The sequence below is a fragment of the Mycobacterium sp. UM_CSW genome (assembly GCF_000455205.1).
In the GTDB taxonomy this organism is placed as follows: domain Bacteria; phylum Actinomycetota; class Actinomycetes; order Mycobacteriales; family Mycobacteriaceae; genus Mycobacterium.
This window is the reverse complement of record NZ_AUWQ01000027.1, coordinates 1-17,430: the sequence shown is the minus strand read 5'-3', so window position 1 is coordinate 17,430 and position 17,430 is coordinate 1. Positions and strand designations below refer to the sequence as shown.

The window sequence follows — 17,430 nt, the reverse complement described above, 5'->3', positions numbered from 1 at the left end:
GACCCCGGGGCGACTATATAATCAATCGTTTGATCATATCAATGGGCCGGTGGACCGACGCCCAGCAGCGTGCCCCTGACCAGCCGCTTGGCCGCGCCCAGCGCCGCGTGGTAGTCCTCGGGCGGCAGCGTGGCCGCCAGTTCGGTCAGCCCGTAGATCAACGAATAGATCGCTTCGACCGGACCCGATTTGCCGGCGCGTCCGACGATGCCCTCGATGATCTCGCGGAACGCCTGAAAGCCGGCGCCGTGCGCCCCGGGATCGACTGCGCCCTCGGCGCGGATCGCCCACTCGAAGGCCGCCAGGTCGGGGTACTCGCGCATCAACCGGCCGGATTCGTCGAGCACGGCTTCGATCCGGTCGACGACGTCACCGGGGCTCCCGGCCGCCTCGCGCAGCCGCGGCAACGCGACCTCGGTTCGTGCGGCGACGGCGGCCTTGATCAACTCGGACTTGTTCGGGAAATAGTTGTACAGGCTCGCGCTGGTGACGTCGGCCGTGCGGGCGATCTCCCGGATGGTCGCGCGGGAGTATCCGACGCTGGCCACGCACCGCATGGTGGCGACGATTATCCGCTGGCGCGTCTCCTCGCCGCTGGCGCCGACCGGGCGACCTAGCATGCCGTCGAATATAATCGAACGATCAATTAATATCCGGTTCCTGCTCGGAGGTGCGCCCGCATGAACGCCGCGCGGTCGCAGTTGGGGCGCCCGGTGGGCGCCAGCGGCGAGCGGACCCGCGCTCGAATAATCACCGCGGCGATGCGCTGCGTGGCGGAGGTGGGCTACTCCCAGGCGACAATTCGGGAGATCGCCAAGGCCGCCGACATGACCAGCGGCAGCCTGTACCACTATTTCCCGAACAAGTCCGAGTTGCTCACGGCGACCGTCCGGGAGATCGACGAGATCGCGTTGCCACGGGTGCGGTCCGCCGCGGCGCATTCCGATGACGTTGTCGAGCGCCTCGAGGCGATGCTGGACGAGCTGGACAGGTTGCTGCGCGAGTATCCGCACCTGGCCGCGTTCGAACGCGCGATGCGCGGGCATGCCGGCCTAAAAGGCTTGCGCGACACCATCGATGGCATCGTCCGGGACGCTCAGGCGCGGGGAGCGCTGTCGCCCGATACCGACCCGGGCGCCGCGGTCAACGCAATCTACGCGCTGGCCCGTGGGCTGACGGACCGGTCGGCCAACCTGACCGCGGACGCGTACGCCGCCACGCTGGCGTCGGCCAAAAAGCTGCTCAGGGGAACGCTTTTCGAGCCGCGAGCGAGTCGCCGAGCGTCCACAGCGCAACGCCGATCAAAACGAGATCCTTGAGCAGGAACTGACCCGGCAGCGCGGACAGCACCGGAATGCCGGCGGCGTGGGTCGACACGACCCCCGGCGTGGTGAACAGGAAGCTCAGCGTTCCCATGAATAGCACCACGGCAAGCGCGCTGCCGACCACCGATGCCCGCGGCCACACCGGTCGCAGCGCAATGAGAAGCGCCGCAACGATTTCCATCGTCCCCAGCCCACGTGCCACCGTGCTGACCGAGGCCACGTGATAAATCCAACTCATCAGCGGGTTGTGCTCGATGAGCACCCGGGATTCCATCTTCACGTACTTGCCGAACCCGATCCAGGCCAGGACGACCACCAGCCCATAACGGCTGATCAGCTGTCCCGCGCGGGTCAGCAACTCGGCCACCCGATACGACGTGATGGCGGGCGACGGGGCGTGGTCGATCATCGAGAAGGGATCCTTTCGCCGAGCGGGTCGGTGGGCGGGCAATCGTTCCCGACAAGACCACGGTCGGCGACACGTTTGGGTTCACTGACCCAAATACTCGGACCCGGATCTACTGTCCCGCGTAACGGTCGCGCAGCTTGGCCAGCGTCGCCTCGATGCCTTCGGCGTTGGCTTTGCGGAAACCCATCAGCTCGTAGTACTTCAGCGCGTTCTTGATCGCGCCGGCCTCGCGGTAGTCGAACGTCTCGGTGACCCGCGTCCTCGTCGGTGACAGCGGTTCGAACTCCCAGCGCCAGCGGTGTCCCACGGGGTGGCGCCATTCGATCAGCTCATTCGGTTTGAGGGCCGTCACCCGGCTGGTGATGCGGTACGGCACGCCATACATCTTCATCTTGGTCGAAAACTTCGATCCCACAGCCATTTCCGCGGGAACACTGATGTTGTCGCCCACCGTGCCCGATCCGTCCAGTTCGTGGTGCCGCCGCGGATCGATGGCCATCGCGTACAGCTCGGCGGCCGGGGCGTCCACTTCGACCGAGCGGCTCACCTGTCGGGGACCCGCGTCCACAAGGTTGACGGTCATGACGGTCTCCTTCCGGGTGTCCGGCAGCGCGGACTCGACGCTACGCTTCGCCGGATTGAACCTTTACAACACTGTTGTTCGAACAACGACGTTCAGCGGGGAGGCGTTCGGTGAGCCAGTCGATTCCGGGAAGGGTGGCGTTGATTACCGGCGCCGCGCGGGGACAAGGGCGGGCGCATGCGGTGCGGCTCAGCGCCGAAGGCGCCGACATCATCGCGGTCGATATCGCCGGGCCGTTGCCGCCCAGCGTTCCCTACGATTCAGCGACGCCCGACGACCTGGCCGAGACGGCGCGACTCGTGAGCGCCAACGGCCGAAGGGCCATCACTTCGGCGGTCGACATCCGTGACCTCGACGCGCTCACGGCCGCCGTCGACGCGGCCGTCGCGGAGTTGGGCCGCCTGGACATCATCGTCGCCAACGCGGGGATCTGCAGTCCCGCGCCCTGGGACCAGATCACCGCGCAAGCGTTTCGCGACACCATCGACACCAACGTGATCGGCACCTGGAACACCGTGATGGCCGGCGCTCACCACATCATCGACGGCGGTCGCGGCGGCTCGATCATCCTCATCGGATCCGCCGCCGGCATCAACATGCAGTCGTTCATGGTCCACTACACGGCGAGCAAACATGCCGTCGTCGGGATGGCGCGCGCCTTCGCCGCCGAACTCGGCCGCTACAACATCCGCGTCAACAGTTTGAACCCGGGAGCGGTGGCCACCCCGATGGGCACCGGCCGGATGCGCGACGCGCTTCGATCGGCCGCCGACAGCTACCCACACCTGCGGGGCATGCACAAACCGCTGCTGCCCGACGGCATCGCCCAGCCCGAAGACATCTCCGATGCGGTCGCGTGGCTGGTCTCGGACCAGTCCAGGCTGGTCACCGCCAGTCAGGTGTCGGTCGACATCGGCGTCGGCTACGTCTGAAGCCCGCTAGAGTGCCTGGTCGTGCGGGTTCTGCGGTTTCTCTGGCAACGGGTGCTGGCCTTCGACCGCCTCGGCTCACGGATTCCCCAGCTGATCCAGATATGGCTGATGGAGTTCTTCGTCGTGATGCCGCTGATGTTCTTCATCGGCAAGGTCATCGATATCCACGGCGCGTTCGGGGTGCCGGGCACCGGCGAGCGGCTCGACGGCACCTTCTGGGGAGCGCTCGCGGTGTCGCTGTTCTTCGGGTTCTTCTTCGTCCGCTCGTTGGTCAGGCCAAGGGTGGTGCAGGGGTCGTGGACACCGACGGTGCACGCCGACATCGGCCAGGTGACCGTCTACGGCGGCAACCGCGCCTGGCGCGTGACCTACCCGTACCTGACCAGCCACCCGTCGTACGCGCTGCTGTTGCTGATCACCGCCCCGATCCCCGCCGTGATGCTCGCGGCGACCATCAACCAAGGCGACAGCACCTTCTACTGGCGGGTGTGCGGCATCGTGGGTCTGATCATCATCGCGTGCATGGCGCTGGCGCGCGTATTGGCTTGGTACGTCTTCAAATTCGGTCGCCGCGAGCTCGATGCGCAGTTGCGTGGCTTGCCGATCTCAGCGCGGCGGCTCGGCTGGGAGATCGCCTGGAAGCCGGTACTCGCGCTGGTGTTGTTGATGTACGCCATCGCCTGCCTCCCGCTCGGCGGATTGTGGTTGAAGGAAAAGCGCACAATCGCCCGGCTGCCCGTCGTCACCGTCGCCGACGCGGAACATCCCGGCGAGTATCGGCGGGTGAAGGGCACCGTGGCCTCGACCCCCGCCTATTGGGCGCCCGCGGGCCTCGGCCGCGGTGGCAACAACTACGCGGGAGCGGGCGTGTTGGTGGCCCTGCGCACCGGTGGTGAGGCGCTGCTACTCGCCGAATCGATGGCGGTGCCCGACTTCAAGGGCATGATGGCCCAGGTTCGCAATGGCGAACTCACCGCGACAGGCAAGGTGATCGATGCCGTCTCGGCCGATGAGCGCAAGTACTACGGCTTCGACGTGGGCGCATTTCCCGCGCCGCCTTCCACCGGCCGGGTCATGCTGCTGCTGTCGGAGCCGTAGCCCGGCCGGCGCAAGTTCGGGCGACCGGCACAGTCCCCGGGTGGCCGGCGGTAACCGGCGCCCGTATAACGGGAATACCGCCTTCCACAGGGGCATCGAGAAGGAGTTTCATGGCGACCAACGAGTACCGCGTCACCGGGATGACGTGCGGGCACTGCGAGGCCGCCGTGAAGGACGAGGTGGGCCGGATCCCCGGCGTGGACGGCGTGGACGTCGACGCCGGCACGGGCAGGCTCGTCGTGCGGAGCACCCTTCCGGTCGACGCGAGCGCGGTGCTGGAAGCGGTCGACGAGGCCGGCTATCAGGCGGTCCTGGTCGCGTGACGGCGGACGCTAACACGGCCAACAACGTCGAGCTGGAAATCGGGGGGATGAGTTGCGCCTCGTGCGCGGCGCGCATCGAAAGGAAGCTGAACAGGCTGGAGGGCGTCAGCGCCCAGGTCAACTACGCCACCGAAAAGGCCGCCGTCGCTCTCCCCCTCGGATACGACGCGCGGGAGCTGATCGCGGAGGTCGAGAGGGCCGGCTTCACCGCGGCGCTCCCGCAACCAGAATCCGCCCCCGAAACGCCGGGGCCTGACGGCGAGCTGGCGGCGCTGCGCACCCGCCTGGTCGGCGCGATCGTGCTCGCCGTCCCGGTGATCGCGCTGGCGATGCTGCCCGCCGTGCAGTTCCGCGGCTGGCAATCGGTGTCGCTGGCCCTCGCCGCCCCGGTCGTCGCGTGGGCGGGCCGCCCGTTTCACGCGGGCGCGTGGGCCAGCCTCAAGCACGGCGCCGCCACGATGGACACACTCATTTCGGTCGGGACGCTCTCGGCCTTCCTGGGCTCGCTGTACGCCTTGCTCCTCGGGAAGGGACACGTCTACCTCGAAGTTGCCGCGGGCGTCACGATGTTCGTCCTGGCCGGCCGCTACTTCGAGAAGCGCGCCAAGCGGCGCGCGGGAGCCGCGTTGCGGGCCCTGGTGGAGCTCGGCGCCAAGGATGTCGCCGTGCTCCGGGACGGGTCGGAGACCCGGCTGCCCGTCAACCAGCTGGCGGTGGGCGACGTGTTCGTGGTGCGCCCGGGCGAAAAGATCGCCACCGACGGGATCGTCGTCTCGGGCTCCTCCGCGGTCGATGCCTCGATGCTCACCGGTGAGTCCGTCCCCGTCGAGGTGGGCGCGGGCGACGCCGTCACCGGCGCCACCGTCAACGCCGGGGGGCGTCTGGTGGTGCGGGCCACCCGGGTGGGCGACGACACTCAGCTGGCGCAGATGGCACGGCTCGTCGAAGCGGCGCAATCGGGCAAGGCCAGGGTGCAGCGGCTGGCCGACCGCGTCTCCGGCGTGTTCGTCCCGGCCGTCATGGTCGTCGCGGTGGCCACCCTCGCGACGTGGCTGGCTGCGGGCGCTCCCATCCCCGCCGCGGTGACCGCCGCGCTCGCGGTGCTCATCATCGCCTGCCCCTGCGCGCTCGGGTTGGCCACGCCGACCGCCCTGCTGGTCGGGGCCGGCCGGGCGGCCCAGCTCGGCGTGCTGATCAGGGGACCCGAGGTGTTGGAGTCGACGCGCAAGGTCGACACGATCGTGCTCGACAAGACCGGCACCGTCACCACCGGCCGGATGACCCTGGTCGAGGTGATTGCCGGGCCGCACGCGGACCGCGAAACGCTGCTGCGCTATGCCGGGGCCGTGGAGGATGCCTCGGAACATCCGGTCGCACAGGCGATCGCCACCGCCGCCAGGGCGGAACTCGGCGCCCTGCCCGAGGCCCGGGATTTCGTGGCGGTGGGCGGGCAAGGCGTGCACGGGATGGTGGACGGCCATGCCGTCGTCGTCGGGCGGGACGACCTGCTGGCCGACCGGGCCCAGCAGCTCGACGCCGAACTGTCGGGGGCCAAAGCCCGCGCCGAGGCCGACGGCAAAATCGCCGTCGCCATCGGGTGGGACGGCCGCGCACGCGGGATCCTGGTGGTCGCCGATGCCGTCCGGCCCACCAGCGCCGAGGCGGTCCGGCGCTTCAAGGCCCTGGGACTGGCGCCCTTGCTGCTGACCGGTGACGACGAGACCGTCGCCCGGCGCGTCGCGGAGCAGGTCGGCATAGCGCACGTCGTCGCCGGGGTGACGCCAGCCGGCAAGGTGGCCGCCGTCGCACGCCTGCAATCCGAGGGCAGGGTGGTCGCCATGGTCGGCGACGGCGTCAACGACGCCGCGGCCCTGGCCCGCGCCGATCTGGGGCTCGCCATGGGGACGGGCACCGATGTGGCGATCGAGGCCGCGGATCTGACCCTGGTGCGCGGCGACCTCTGCGCCGCGGTGGACGCGATCCGGCTGTCCCGCCGGACCCTGCGCACCGTCAAGGCGAACCTGTTCTGGGCTTTCGGCTACAACGTCGCCGCGATCCCGTTGGCGGCGGTCGGCCTGCTCAATCCGATGGTGGCGGGCGCGGCGATGGCGTTCTCCAGCGCGTTCGTCGTCGGCAACAGCCTGCGACTGCGCACCTTCGCGGGCACGATGCGCACGGATCCTGTGGGATAGTTGGTCTGGCCTACCGCGTTCTTCAAGCCTTGGCCGGTGGGTTATTCGCAACCAGATTTGATTTAGCGAAGGTCGCCGCCGTTGCCCCCATTCGTCGAACAGCTGTCCTTGCTGCATGGCTGGCTGCCGGTGGCGGCGCAAGCGCTCGCGCTGCTGGTCGTCGTCGGCGCGATCGGTGTGACGAGGCGCCGTTGGCGCGGCTGGGCGCTTCCGGTGGCGCTGGGCGTCGCGGGCCTGGCCACCGCGCTGTCGTATTGGTACATCACGTCGATCGGTGTGGCCGGGGACCCGGCCCCGGTGACGCTGTGGCTGTGGATCGCGATTAGCGGGCTCGCGGTCGCGGTGCTGGCCCTCGGCTGGCCGGGCGCCCGCTGGTGGCGACGCGGCCTGGCAGTGGTTTCGGTGCCGCTGTGCGCGCTGTGCGCGGCCCTCGCGTTGAACGGCTGGGTCGGCTACTTCCCCACCGTGGCGGCGGCCTGGGACCAGCTGACCTCGCAGCCCCTGCCCGATCAAATCGATCGGCTCAGGGTCACCGCGATGCAGCTCGAGGGGACCAAGCCCGCCAAGGGCGTCGTGGTGCCCGTGACGATCAGCGCCGACGCGTCGCACTTCCCGCACCGCCAGGAGCTGGTCTATCTGCCCCCGGCCTGGTTCAACAGCAATCCGCCGCCCCGGCTGCCGGCGGTGATGATGATCAGCTCGGCGTTCAACACCCCCGCCGACTGGCTGCGCCCCGGCGGCGCCTTCACCGCCATCGACGACTTCGCGGCCCAGCATCACGGCTTCGCCCCGGTGCTGGTGTTCGTCGACCCCACCGGCACGTTCGACAACGACACCGAATGCGTCAACGGCACCCGCGGTAACGCCGCCGATCACCTGACGAAGGACGTGGTGCCCTTCGTCGTCTCGAACTTCGGGGTGAGCGCCGACCGCGCCAACTGGGGCGTCGCCGGATGGTCGATGGGCGGCACCTGCGCGGTCGACCTGGCGGTCATGCATCCGGATCTGTTCAGCGCGTTCGTCGACATCGCCGGCGACCGCAGCCCCAGCATCGGGTCGAAGGACCAGACCGTCGCCCGATTGTTCGGCGGCGACGGCGCCGCCTGGGCCGCCTTCGATCCCACCACCGTCATGACCCGGCACGGCCACTACACCGGGCTGTCGGGGTGGTTCGACGTTCCCTCGTCGCCCGGTCCGCACGCCGTCGCCGAGGAAGCCAACTCCGCCATCGCCGGCCCCAGCGTCGATCCCGCCGCAAACCCCGAGGGCCAGGACGCCGCCGCCAACGCGCTGTGCGACGTCGCGACCGCCAACGGGATCACCTGCGCGGTGGTCACCCAGCCCGGCAGGCACGACTGGCCGTTTGCCGCGCAGGCGTTCGCCGCGTCGTTGCCCTGGCTGGCCGGGACGCTGGGGACTCCCGGCACCGACCCCGTCGAACTGCCGCGGCGCGGCGGCGGCGCGCCGCATTGACGCCAGCTATGCAAGACCGTTACCTTTTCGAGCCCCAATTCACAGCTGAACCTCCTGTAACGAACCCGGCATATTGAAACCGGCACTGGTACCGTTCGCTGCTGTGGCGGCGGAGTTTGGCAACACAGGTACCCGGGGTACCGGGTCGCGAGTGCCGACATCCCACCGCAAAAGACCCGAGAGGCGCGTGACGTTCGCCGTCCCGAGTATCGGCGGCGGCACCGCGCCGGAGCTGAGCCGGCGCCGTTTCCTGGGGGCGCTGGCCGCGGCGACCGTGGCCGGCGTGGGCGCAGCTCGCCTGGTGGTCGACCCACAACCCCGGACGTTCGCCCAGGCGCCGCCAGCGAACGTCGCGACCTCCGGCCCGACGGCCCCGTCGGCTCTGTTGCCACCCCCACCGCCGAGCGCGCGCATCGCGCTGCCTGGCGGCGGCGCGCTGACCAAAATCCCCGGCGAGGGCGATCTGCTCGCGCTGACAGTCGACGACGGCGTCAACAGCGAAGTGGTGCGCGCCTACACGCAGTTCGCCAAGGACACCGGGATCCGGCTGACGTTCTTCGTCAACGGGGTTTACGACTCCTGGACCGAGAACCTGGACCTACTGCGGCCGCTGGTCGACTCCGGGCAGATCCAACTGGGCAACCACACCTGGTCGCACCCGGACCTGACCACGCTGCCCAAGGACCAGATCGCCCAGCAGCTCACCCGCAACGACCAATTCTTGAAGAAGACCTACGGCATCGGCGCGAAACCCTACTGGCGGCCGCCGTACGCGAAGCGCAACGCCGCCGTCGACGCGGTGGCCGCCGACCTCGGCTACACCGTGCCGACCTTGTGGTCGGGGTCGCTGTCGGATTCCACCCTGATCCACGAGGACTACATCGTGAAGATGGCCGATGAGTACTTCACCCCGCAGTCCATCGTGATCGGCCACCTCAACCACCCGCCGGTCACGCACGTCTATCCGCAACTCGTCGACATCATCCGCGACCGAGATCTGCGCACGGTCACCCTGAACGACGTCTTCCTCAAGACGCCGTAAGTGCAGGCGCCGGATCCGCAGCGGCTTGGCGGCCTTGCCTGGGTCCGTCGCACCGGGGGTCGGCTGTCGGCCGCCGAGCGGCGCCGACTTTTCGTGGCGATCGCGGTGGGTCAGTGGCAGAACGCCGTGGGCCGGGCCAAGCTCGCCTTGGGCCGGCTTCCGGCCGCCGCCGAGCGCGTGGATGTAACCGCCTTTTCGATCCCCGACTCCCGGTTCGCGCGCGAGGCCGAGCAGGCATGCGCGGAATTACCGGCCGGCCTTCAGGGGCACTCCTACCGGACGTGGTTGTTCGGGCATGCGCTCGCGAGCCTCGACGGGTGCGAGTTGGACGCTGAGCTCTTCTACTGCGGCGCGCTCCTGCACGACTACGGCATCGTGAACCCGACGCCCGACCGCGATTTCACGCTCGGCAGCGCCGAGCGGCTGCTCTCGTGCGCCACCGCCGCCGGGCTGAACGACGAACGCGCGCAACTGCTCGCCGATGGCATCTGCGTCCACACCACGCCGGGCGTCAAGGTCGACACCGACGGCCCGATCGGCTGCTATCTGCAATGGGGCGCGATGGTCGACGGCGCCGGACTGCGGATATGGGACGTCGCGCCCCGTAACGTCGAAGCGGTGTTGCGGCGTTATCCGCGAGGCGATTTCAAGACCGAGCTGATCGGCATGGCGCGCGCCGAGGCCGCCGCGGTGCCGAGGGGACGCTTCGGGCTCCTGGTTCGGTGTGGGCTGCCGTTGGCCGTGCGGATGGCGCCGTTCGACTCCTAGCGGGCCAGCGCGGCAAGGCGCTCATCAAGCGTGGCGTGAAAGTGGCCGATCGCGCTCTCATGCCGACCGAACTCCACGAATTCATTAGCGCCCGAACGCAGCCCGCGCTGGACACCCTCGGACATCTCGTTGTCCTCGACGAGACCGGTTCCAATGAGGCTTCCCGCGCCCACGAGAGTGCTCGGTCGGTCGAGCGACTCCCGCTCGGCGACCTCGGGCCTCACCATCGAATACACCGTTACCGTGGTGTGGTCGACGGCCACTGGGTCGAGCACAACCACGGATATCAGGTCCGGGAACGTCGCCAACATCACGTTGGGAAACAGCTGATACAAAAACGTCACCCGCGCGTCGATCGTCCAAGCGCTCTCGGGACGATCCCGCAGTCGCTCAATATTGCGGTACGGGAACGTGATACGGCTATTTGGGCCGAATTTCTCGACCACGTTGAGATCATCGTATTGCAAAGGATAGAAGGTGTTCTTGTGCGTCGATCGGATGTGATAACCCTCCAGAAACTGCTCGGCAAGCACCTTCCAGTTCATCTCTCGCGGGGTCGATTCCACGTAGACCAGCCGTTCAAATGGCAAAACTTTGTCACGCCACGGATTCCCGTCCGTGAGCCAGGCCATCGCATCTTCGACATCGTGTCCCGGGCCCGCGCCCGAGGAGTCGAGCGCGCCGATGACGATGAGACCGTCCACCTCGTGGCTGGGCACCTCGACCAAACCACGGGTCGCCATGTCGAGACCGGGGAAAGCCTCGGCGTGCGGCACATGCGAGAGCGAGCCATCCAGCCGATATGTCCAGCCGTGGTAGCGGCACACGAACGCTTGCGCGCAGCCGGCCCCCTCGACGAGCGCGAAACCGCGGTGCCGGCACGCGTTGCGGAATACCCGCGCCCGGCGGTCGCGCCCGCGCACCGCGAACAGGGGCACGCCGAATGCGTTCCGCTCGACGTGGTCGCCTGGATTGGGGATCGTCGCCGACGGAACGAAGACGCTCGGCATCGCGCGGAGCAACCGCAGTTCCTCGGCGAATCGGCTTGGGCTCAAATAGTTTTCGACCGGCTCGCGCCAGGCGTCACCCTCGTCGGTGGTACCGGCGTCAATATGGGCGAGAACGCGCCGGACGATCTCCACATCGTCGGCGAGCACCGACTTGGTCGGCAAGCTCATGCGTGTCAGTATCACACCATCGTCGTCACGCGTCAATGATTTGGTGATACCGTTGTCAGCCGTGCCCGCCCTGCCCCGATCCCGAGCGAGCGACCTGGTCGATAGCCGGCCGCTGAGCGCGCGCTCGGTGCTGGCGTCCGCGCTGCTGGGGTCCGACCGCGGCCGCCTAACGGTGGCGGAACTGGTGGCGGTTGCCTCGCTGTTCGGCATCAGCCCCGGCGCGGCCCGCACCTGCCTGTGGCGGATGGTGTCCGCGGGTGAACTGACCGCCGACGACGGCAGTTACGCACTCGCGGGCCGGCTGTCGGATCGCCGCCAGCGCGTCGACGAGGCGGCAAGGCTCGACGACACGGCCGCCCACCGATGGGACGGGACGTGGGAACTCGCGATCGTCGCGCTGGAGCGCAGATCGGCGACCGATCGCCTGGAGCTGAGAAAGGCCGCGACGGCCCTGCACCTGGCCGAGCTGCGGGAGGGCGTCTGGATCCGCCCGGACAACCTTGATCCGCAACGGTTTCCGGCCCTCACGGCCGTCCTGGACCAGCAGTGCACCCGCTTTCACGGCGCCGCCACCGACATCACGGCAGCGCACGTGCGAGCGCTGTTTTCCCTCGACGAATGGGCCGCCAACGCGCGGGCGCTCATCGAGGCCATGGATGCCGCGCTCGACGCCGACACGCGTGACGATTCGACCGAAAGCTTCACCTACGAGTTCGCGCTGTCGATCGCCGTGGTGCGCCATCTTCAGCTCGACCCGCTGCTGCCGGTCGAACTCGCGGGCGACGACTGGCCGGGCCAGGACTTGCGCCGCGGCTATCGGCGTTTCGATCGCGCCTTCAAGCGGCGGATGAACGGTGCTTTTCGCCGGCAGTAGCCGACCTACAGGTTGTCGACGATGTCTTTCGCCTCGCGCAACCCCGCGCCGGTCAGCTCGCGATACAGCTTGATCGCGGCAATGGCGTTCCCGGAGCGGGCCAGGGCGACGACTTCCGAGGGCACACCGTTTTCGAGCACACCCGATGTGGCGCCCACGTCGCTGCCGAACGTCGGGCACGGAACCCCGAGCCGATCCGACAGCAGGCGCACCTGCTGTTCGAGCAGCGCGAGGCGGCGGTAGATATGGGGATCTTCCATCACCCGATGATTATGGACGCCGACCCCCGCCCGCGCCTGTTTCGCCGGTTCGACGCCTAAGCGGTGCCAGGCGACCCGGCCGGAAGGATGTTCTGGTTGATGTGGAACACGTTGGCCGGATCGTATACGGCCTTGATCTCGCTGAGCCGCTGGTAATTCGGGCCGTAGGTGGCGCGGACCCGGTCCTGGCCCTCGTCCATCATGAAGTTGACGTAGGCGCCGCCGGCCGAGTACGGGTGGATGGCTTCCCAGTACTCCTTCGTCCAGCGCTTCAACGCCCCGGCGTTGGCCGGATCGGGGTCGACGCCCGCGATGACCTGAGAGAAGTTCACATCGCGATAGGCCCAGGGGGTGTCGGTCTGGCCGACCCGGTGCACCGCACCGTCGATCGGGTAGAGGTGCATCGTGGAGTGCATCGTCGGCAGCTCCTCGGTGAAGCGCGCATGGGCCGCGACGGCGGCGTCGGGGATCGTGCGGATGAAGTCGCCGCGCCAATACCATTGCAGCCCTTTGGGATACAGTGCATCGAAGGTGGAGTTCAGCGCGGGATAGGGTGCCGCCATGAGGCCCTCGAAGGCTGGCCGCATCTGGCGGACCGGCGCGAACGCCTCGTCGGCCCCGCTGGGATCGCCGGTGTAGCACCAGATCACCGCGCACGCCTTCTGCAGGTGGAACGCCTCGGGGAACGGCGGCGCCGGCGGGACGGTCATGGTCGCGAAGAAGCCGTAGAGGTCCTCGTCCTGGGCAGGCAGGAAGTCCCGGTACCAGCTGAGGATGTCGGCGGTCGCCGATGCGGGCCACGCCGTGGGGCCGCACAGCACGGTGTGCTCCCGGTGCAGGCGGCACGTGAACGAGCTGACCACGCCGAAGTTTCCGCCGCCACCGCGCAGCGCCCAGAACAGGTCGGGGTGCTCGGATTCGGAGGCCGTCACCACCCGGCCGTCGGCCAGCACGACCTCGGCCTCGAGCAGGTTGTCGATGGTCAGGCCGTACTTGCGGGTCAGGTAGCCGTGGCCGCCGCCCAGGGTCAGCCCACCGACGCCGGTGCTCGAGATGATGCCCGACGGCGTCGCCAGGCCGTGTGCGTAGGTCGCGGCGTCCACCTGCGCCCACGTCGCCCCGCCCTGGACGCGGGCGGTCCGCCGGTCGGGGTCCACGTGGACGCGGTTCATCGGCGATAGGTCGATGACGAGACCGCCCTCGACGCAACCGAAGCCGGGTCCGTTGTGGCCGCCCCCGCGGACGGCGACCTCCAGGTTCGATGCCCTGGCGAACTCGAGGGCGCCGACGATGTCGCCGGTGGTTCCGCAGCGCACGATCACGGCGGGCCGCTTGTCGATCATCGCGTTGTGCAGCGCACGGGCCTCGTCGTATCCGGCGTCGTGGGGCAGGATCACCTGTGCCCCGAACCGGCCGCGTAGTTCGTCGGTTGCGGTTGTCACGCTCATCGCCCGCACCTCCTCTGGTTGCCTCGCAGGTTTGATGCCGCGACGCTACGAGGCGGCGAGGCCCCGCGTCATGACCACAACGAAGCATTTGCCAGGCCTCCAACGATAGTCAGATCTGACTATCGACCGGCCAAATCGGCGCGGTTACCTTGATTCCATGGCCCAGTGGGTGCCACCACCCCTTCCGGCGGAATTGCTGGCGCGTCGGCGCGGCCCGCTCGTCGGCCGCGCGGCGGAGCTTGCCGCGTTCGAGCAGGCGTGGGAACGCGTCGAAGGCGGCACCCGCCAGGCGGTATTCATCGGCGGTGAACCCGGGGCGGGCAAGACCCGCCTGGCGGCCGAGGTGGCCGGAACGCTGGCCGACCACGGCGTCCCGGTGCTCGTCGGGAGCTCGACGGCCGACGCGGACGTGCCGTACGCGCCGTTCGCCGAGGCGCTGGACCGGCTGCTGCTCGCGGCCCCGCCAGGTTCGCTGGCCCCCACCCTGGCCGACGCCGGAGCGCAACTGCGCCGGCTGTCCACCCAGGTGGATCGGCATTTGCCCGACATCGGCCCGGCAGACGAGGTCGGGGCGCCCAGGCAGGCACTTTTCGACGCCCTGACGGGTTTCCTGCGGCGCCTGGCCGCCGACCGTCCGATCGCGTTGATCCTCGATGACCTGCATTGGGCGCAGCTGCCCACGCTCGTGATGCTCGAACGCGTCGTGATCGGCTGCGCCGACGTCCGAATGCTGGTGGTCGCCACCTTCCGGTCGACCGAACCGGACCGTTCCGACGAGCTCACCACCCGGCTGGCCGAGCTGCACCGCTTCGACGGGGTGCGGCGCCTGGATCTCGCTGGGCTGGACACCGAGGCGATCGCCGAGTTCGTCAGGCGGACCCAGCAGCTGGCTCCCGCGTCGGCGCGCACGGCCGCCGCCTTGCTGCGCGACAAGACCGGTGGCAATCCGTTCTTCCTGACCGAGCTGGTCGGCGACCTTGAAGCCCGGGGTGGGCTGGCCACACTCGGTGTGCAGCAGACCGTGCCGGCGTCGATCGGGGACGCCATTGCCCGCCGGCTCAGCGGGTTGGGCGCCGGTGTCCGGGCCGTCATCGAACAGGCGGCGGTGCTCGGCGAGACGTTCGACCTGCCCGCGCTGATCGCCGCCAGCGAAACCGATCTCGCCGCGACGCTGGCGGCGGTCGATTCGGCCGAGGGGGTCGGCCTGATCCGGCCGGTTCGCGACTCCGACGGCGAGTTCGCGTTCGTGCACGCCCTCACCCGCGAGGCCGTGGTCGGCGGAATGGCGGCGTCCCGGCTGCGGATCATGCACGCGCGGGCGGCCGAAGCGCTCGAGGGCCGGGCAGACCCGTCGCTCATTCCCCGGTTGGCAAACCACTACCTACGGGCCCACGTGCTCGGCTACCACGAGCAGGCGCTGCGGTACGCCCACCAGGCGGCCCGGATGGCCGAACAAAGCCTGGCCTACGAGGACGCCGCGAGGTGGTTCGAGCGGGCGGCGTCGCTGCCGGAGCTGAGCCGCACCGATCGAGCGCGGCTGGACCTCGATGCGGCCGCCAACCACGTGCGCGCCGGCGATTTCGCGCGGTCGCGAGCGATTTATGAACGCCTGAGCGCGATGGACGATCCGCTCATCCGGCTGGGGGCGGCCGTCGGCTACGAAGAAGCGAATTGGCGTCGCGGACAGTCGGATTCGACGGCCGCCGACCTGCTCGCGTCGGCGCTGGAATCCTGCGGGCTGGAGACCGACGACCTGCGCTACCTGCAGGCACTCGGCAGCTTTGGGCGCGCGCTGGCCTTCGCCGGGGAGGCGGCGCGAGCGCGCGAGGTCGGCAGCCACGCCATCGACCGCGCGCGGGCCACGGGTGATCAGACGGTGCTGATGCACACGCTCAAGACGAGCCTGTGGCACGGGCTCACCCCGGAGCTGTGCGAAGCCCAGGCGGAGCGATCGGCCGAGGTATCCCGCATGGCGCTGGAGCGCCGCGACTACGAGGTGCTCGGGGCGTCCTCGCACTTTCGCGCCATGGTCAGTTACCTGGCCGGCCGACCCGACGACCTGGCCGCGTCGACCGCGGACATGCGCCGCGCAGGAAAAGCCATCGGGCAACCGGTCTTCGGGTTCGTCGGTGCGTGCGTCGAGCAGGCGCTGGCCTATCTGCGCGGCGACTTCACCGGCGCCGAACGGTGGGCCGACATCGCTTTGCGCGCAGGCGATTTGTTCGACGCGGACGATACCGCGGGTTCCAACGGCGTCCAGATGTTCATGATCCGCCGGGAGACTTCGGACCTGAAGCGATTCGCCGGGTTCATCGACGGCAGCGAGACATTCGCCGGACGTTGGGTGCCCGGGCTGCTTGCGCTGTACACCGAGCTGAACTGCGAAGCGGGCATGACCCGAGCCCTCAACCATCTGCTCAACCGCAAACTCGGCGATCGCACCGACGAGGCGCAGTGGCCGATGGAGCTGGCGTTCATGGTCGAGGCGGCGCTGGAGCTCGGCAACCGCGAGGCTCTGCATTCGCTGCGTCCGTACATGGGGCGCTATGCCGGCAAGAACCTTGTCGCCGGCCAGTTCGTCGCATTGTTCGGCAGCGCCGACCGTTACCTCGCCCGGATCGCGGCACTCGACGGCGACACCGCGGCGGCCGAGCGGCATTTCGCCGCGGCGCTCGAGATGGACCGCCGGATGGGCTCGGTGGTTCACATCGCCGAGACGCTGGCCCGGCACGCGTTGTTCGCGGCGTCACGCGGGCGCACGGAGGAAGCCCGGCGCCTTGCCGACGAGGCACGCGCGATCGCCACGCCGATCGGTCAGAACCGCGTCGTCGAACTGGTGGATGCGGTGCTGGTGACGGGCCCGGACGGCTTGACGGACCGGGAGGTCGAGGTATTGCGGCTGCTGGCCGAGGGGCTGAGCAATCGGGCGATCGGCGAACGCCTCTACATCAGCACCAACACGGCCGCCAACCACGTGCGCAACATCCTGATCAAAACGGGCGCCGCGAACCGCACCCAGGCGGCAATGTACGCCGCCGACCACGAGCTGCTCGGGTGACGACCCTCAGATATCGGAGAGCTTGCCGTCGGGCATGACGCGATCGCGGACCTCGACGATCACGTCGGCGGGCAGGCCAGCCCTCGCGGCCGCCGTCCTGATGGCCTCGGGTGAGGGTGCCTCGTAAAGGCAGTAGGTCTTGCGCTTGTCCGCCGACAGGAACGAGTACATCCAGCGAACGCCCTCGAGGTCGTTGATCCGGTTGATGCCGTCGGCGACCTCCAAGCTCGGTTCCATGTCCTCGGCAAAGTTGCGCTCGACCATGAAGATGGGCACGGCGGACTCCTGTCATTGTCTTGCGTCGAACTTACGCCGTGTCAGTCGCGCGCCGCGTCGGCCTCGCTGGCGAGCAACGTCTGCAGGGTGTCGCGCAATTCGCCCAGCCGCTCGGGACCCAGCAGCTGTTCCCACCGCTTCTCCAAAGCAACTGCGTTGGAACGCATCACGCGCAGCGCCTGGCGACCGCG

17 protein-coding genes and 1 pseudogene are annotated in these 17,430 nt (G+C 68.9%); 10 read left to right on the top strand and 8 right to left on the bottom strand.

Features of this window, described 5'->3' with window-relative positions; all coding sequences use genetic code 11:
- Positions 1-38: 38 nt before the first annotated feature.
- On the bottom strand, positions 39-620 hold the full coding sequence (locus N415_RS11210) for a TetR/AcrR family transcriptional regulator (RefSeq protein WP_068181038.1): 582 nt from the start codon (positions 618-620) through the stop codon (positions 39-41).
- Positions 621-680: 60 nt separating this feature from the next.
- On the opposite strand from N415_RS11210, the gene N415_RS11205 reads away from it, so the two are divergent.
- Positions 681-1,319, top strand: a complete 639-nt coding sequence (locus N415_RS11205) for a TetR/AcrR family transcriptional regulator (protein ID WP_068181034.1) — start codon at positions 681-683, stop codon at positions 1,317-1,319.
- Here N415_RS11205 and N415_RS11200 read toward each other — a convergent pair.
- Positions 1,243-1,734 carry a DUF417 family protein gene (locus tag N415_RS11200; RefSeq protein ID WP_068181031.1) on the bottom strand — a complete coding sequence of 164 codons (492 nt, stop codon included), beginning with the start codon at positions 1,732-1,734 and terminating at the stop codon, positions 1,243-1,245. The two genes, N415_RS11205 and N415_RS11200, sit on opposite strands and share 77 nt — an antisense overlap.
- 109 nt (positions 1,735-1,843) lie before the next feature.
- On the bottom strand, positions 1,844-2,317 hold the full coding sequence (locus N415_RS11195; protein WP_068181030.1) for an SRPBCC family protein: 474 nt from the start codon (positions 2,315-2,317) through the stop codon (positions 1,844-1,846).
- Between the two features lie 110 nt (positions 2,318-2,427).
- On the opposite strand from N415_RS11195, the gene N415_RS11190 reads away from it, so the two are divergent.
- The 7 genes from N415_RS11190 to N415_RS11160 all read left to right on the top strand — a co-directional run bounded on the left by N415_RS11190 (position 2,428) and on the right by N415_RS11160 (position 10,145).
- On the top strand, positions 2,428-3,249 hold the full coding sequence (locus N415_RS11190) for a mycofactocin-coupled SDR family oxidoreductase (protein WP_068181027.1): 822 nt from the start codon (positions 2,428-2,430) through the stop codon (positions 3,247-3,249).
- A gap of 21 nt (positions 3,250-3,270) precedes the next feature.
- Complete coding sequence (locus tag N415_RS11185; protein ID WP_068181024.1) at positions 3,271-4,347, top strand: hypothetical protein; 1,077 nt, start codon at positions 3,271-3,273, stop codon at positions 4,345-4,347.
- Positions 4,348-4,457: 110 nt separating this feature from the next.
- A complete protein-coding gene (locus N415_RS11180; RefSeq protein ID WP_068181021.1) occupies positions 4,458-4,670 on the top strand; it encodes a heavy metal-associated domain-containing protein in 213 nt (70 codons plus the stop codon).
- Complete coding sequence (locus tag N415_RS11175) at positions 4,667-6,862, top strand: heavy metal translocating P-type ATPase (RefSeq protein WP_343203457.1); 2,196 nt, start codon at positions 4,667-4,669, stop codon at positions 6,860-6,862. Before N415_RS11180 ends, N415_RS11175 begins: the two co-directional genes overlap by 4 nt.
- Before the next feature lie 81 nt (positions 6,863-6,943).
- Positions 6,944-8,335 (top strand): alpha/beta hydrolase-fold protein, encoded by a 1,392-nt coding sequence (locus tag N415_RS11170; protein ID WP_068181017.1) that lies wholly within the window; start codon positions 6,944-6,946, stop codon positions 8,333-8,335.
- Positions 8,336-8,567: 232 nt separating this feature from the next.
- A complete protein-coding gene (locus tag N415_RS11165) occupies positions 8,568-9,377 on the top strand; it encodes a polysaccharide deacetylase family protein (protein WP_068181097.1) in 810 nt (269 codons plus the stop codon).
- Positions 9,378-10,145, top strand: coding sequence for a hypothetical protein (locus N415_RS11160; RefSeq protein ID WP_068181014.1), 768 nt, complete (start codon positions 9,378-9,380; stop codon positions 10,143-10,145). It begins immediately after the preceding gene.
- Here N415_RS11160 and N415_RS11155 read toward each other — a convergent pair.
- A complete protein-coding gene (locus tag N415_RS11155; RefSeq protein WP_068181010.1) occupies positions 10,142-11,323 on the bottom strand; it encodes an SRPBCC family protein in 1,182 nt (393 codons plus the stop codon). The two genes, N415_RS11160 and N415_RS11155, sit on opposite strands and share 4 nt — an antisense overlap.
- 61 nt (positions 11,324-11,384) lie before the next feature.
- Here N415_RS11155 and N415_RS11150 point away from each other — a divergent pair, with 61 nt between their 5' ends.
- A complete protein-coding gene (locus tag N415_RS11150) occupies positions 11,385-12,197 on the top strand; it encodes a PaaX family transcriptional regulator C-terminal domain-containing protein (RefSeq protein WP_068181005.1) in 813 nt (270 codons plus the stop codon).
- 5 nt (positions 12,198-12,202) lie between these two features.
- Here N415_RS11150 and N415_RS11145 read toward each other — a convergent pair whose 3' ends face one another.
- Together N415_RS11145 and N415_RS11140 are read right to left on the bottom strand one after the other, a co-directional pair.
- Positions 12,203-12,457, bottom strand: coding sequence for a ribosomal protein L7/L12 (locus N415_RS11145; RefSeq protein WP_068111648.1), 255 nt, complete (start codon positions 12,455-12,457; stop codon positions 12,203-12,205).
- Between the two features lie 56 nt (positions 12,458-12,513).
- Positions 12,514-13,905: an FAD-binding oxidoreductase gene (locus N415_RS11140; RefSeq protein ID WP_068181003.1), complete on the bottom strand. Its 1,392-nt coding sequence runs from the start codon at positions 13,903-13,905 to the stop codon at positions 12,514-12,516.
- A 157-nt stretch (positions 13,906-14,062) separates the two neighbouring features.
- Between N415_RS11140 and N415_RS33210 the strand changes: the two genes are divergently transcribed.
- Entirely contained in the window at positions 14,063-16,963 is a 2,901-nt protein-coding gene (locus tag N415_RS33210) for a helix-turn-helix transcriptional regulator (RefSeq protein ID WP_068181000.1), read from the top strand.
- A 6-nt stretch (positions 16,964-16,969) separates the two neighbouring features.
- On the opposite strand, the gene N415_RS11130 is transcribed toward N415_RS33210, so the two are convergent.
- Positions 16,970-17,239: a DUF4242 domain-containing protein gene (locus N415_RS11130; protein WP_068180997.1), complete on the bottom strand. Its 270-nt coding sequence runs from the start codon at positions 17,237-17,239 to the stop codon at positions 16,970-16,972.
- Between the two features lie 41 nt (positions 17,240-17,280).
- Positions 17,281-17,430, bottom strand: a pseudogene (locus tag N415_RS32635) (MarR family transcriptional regulator); the annotation flags it as partial.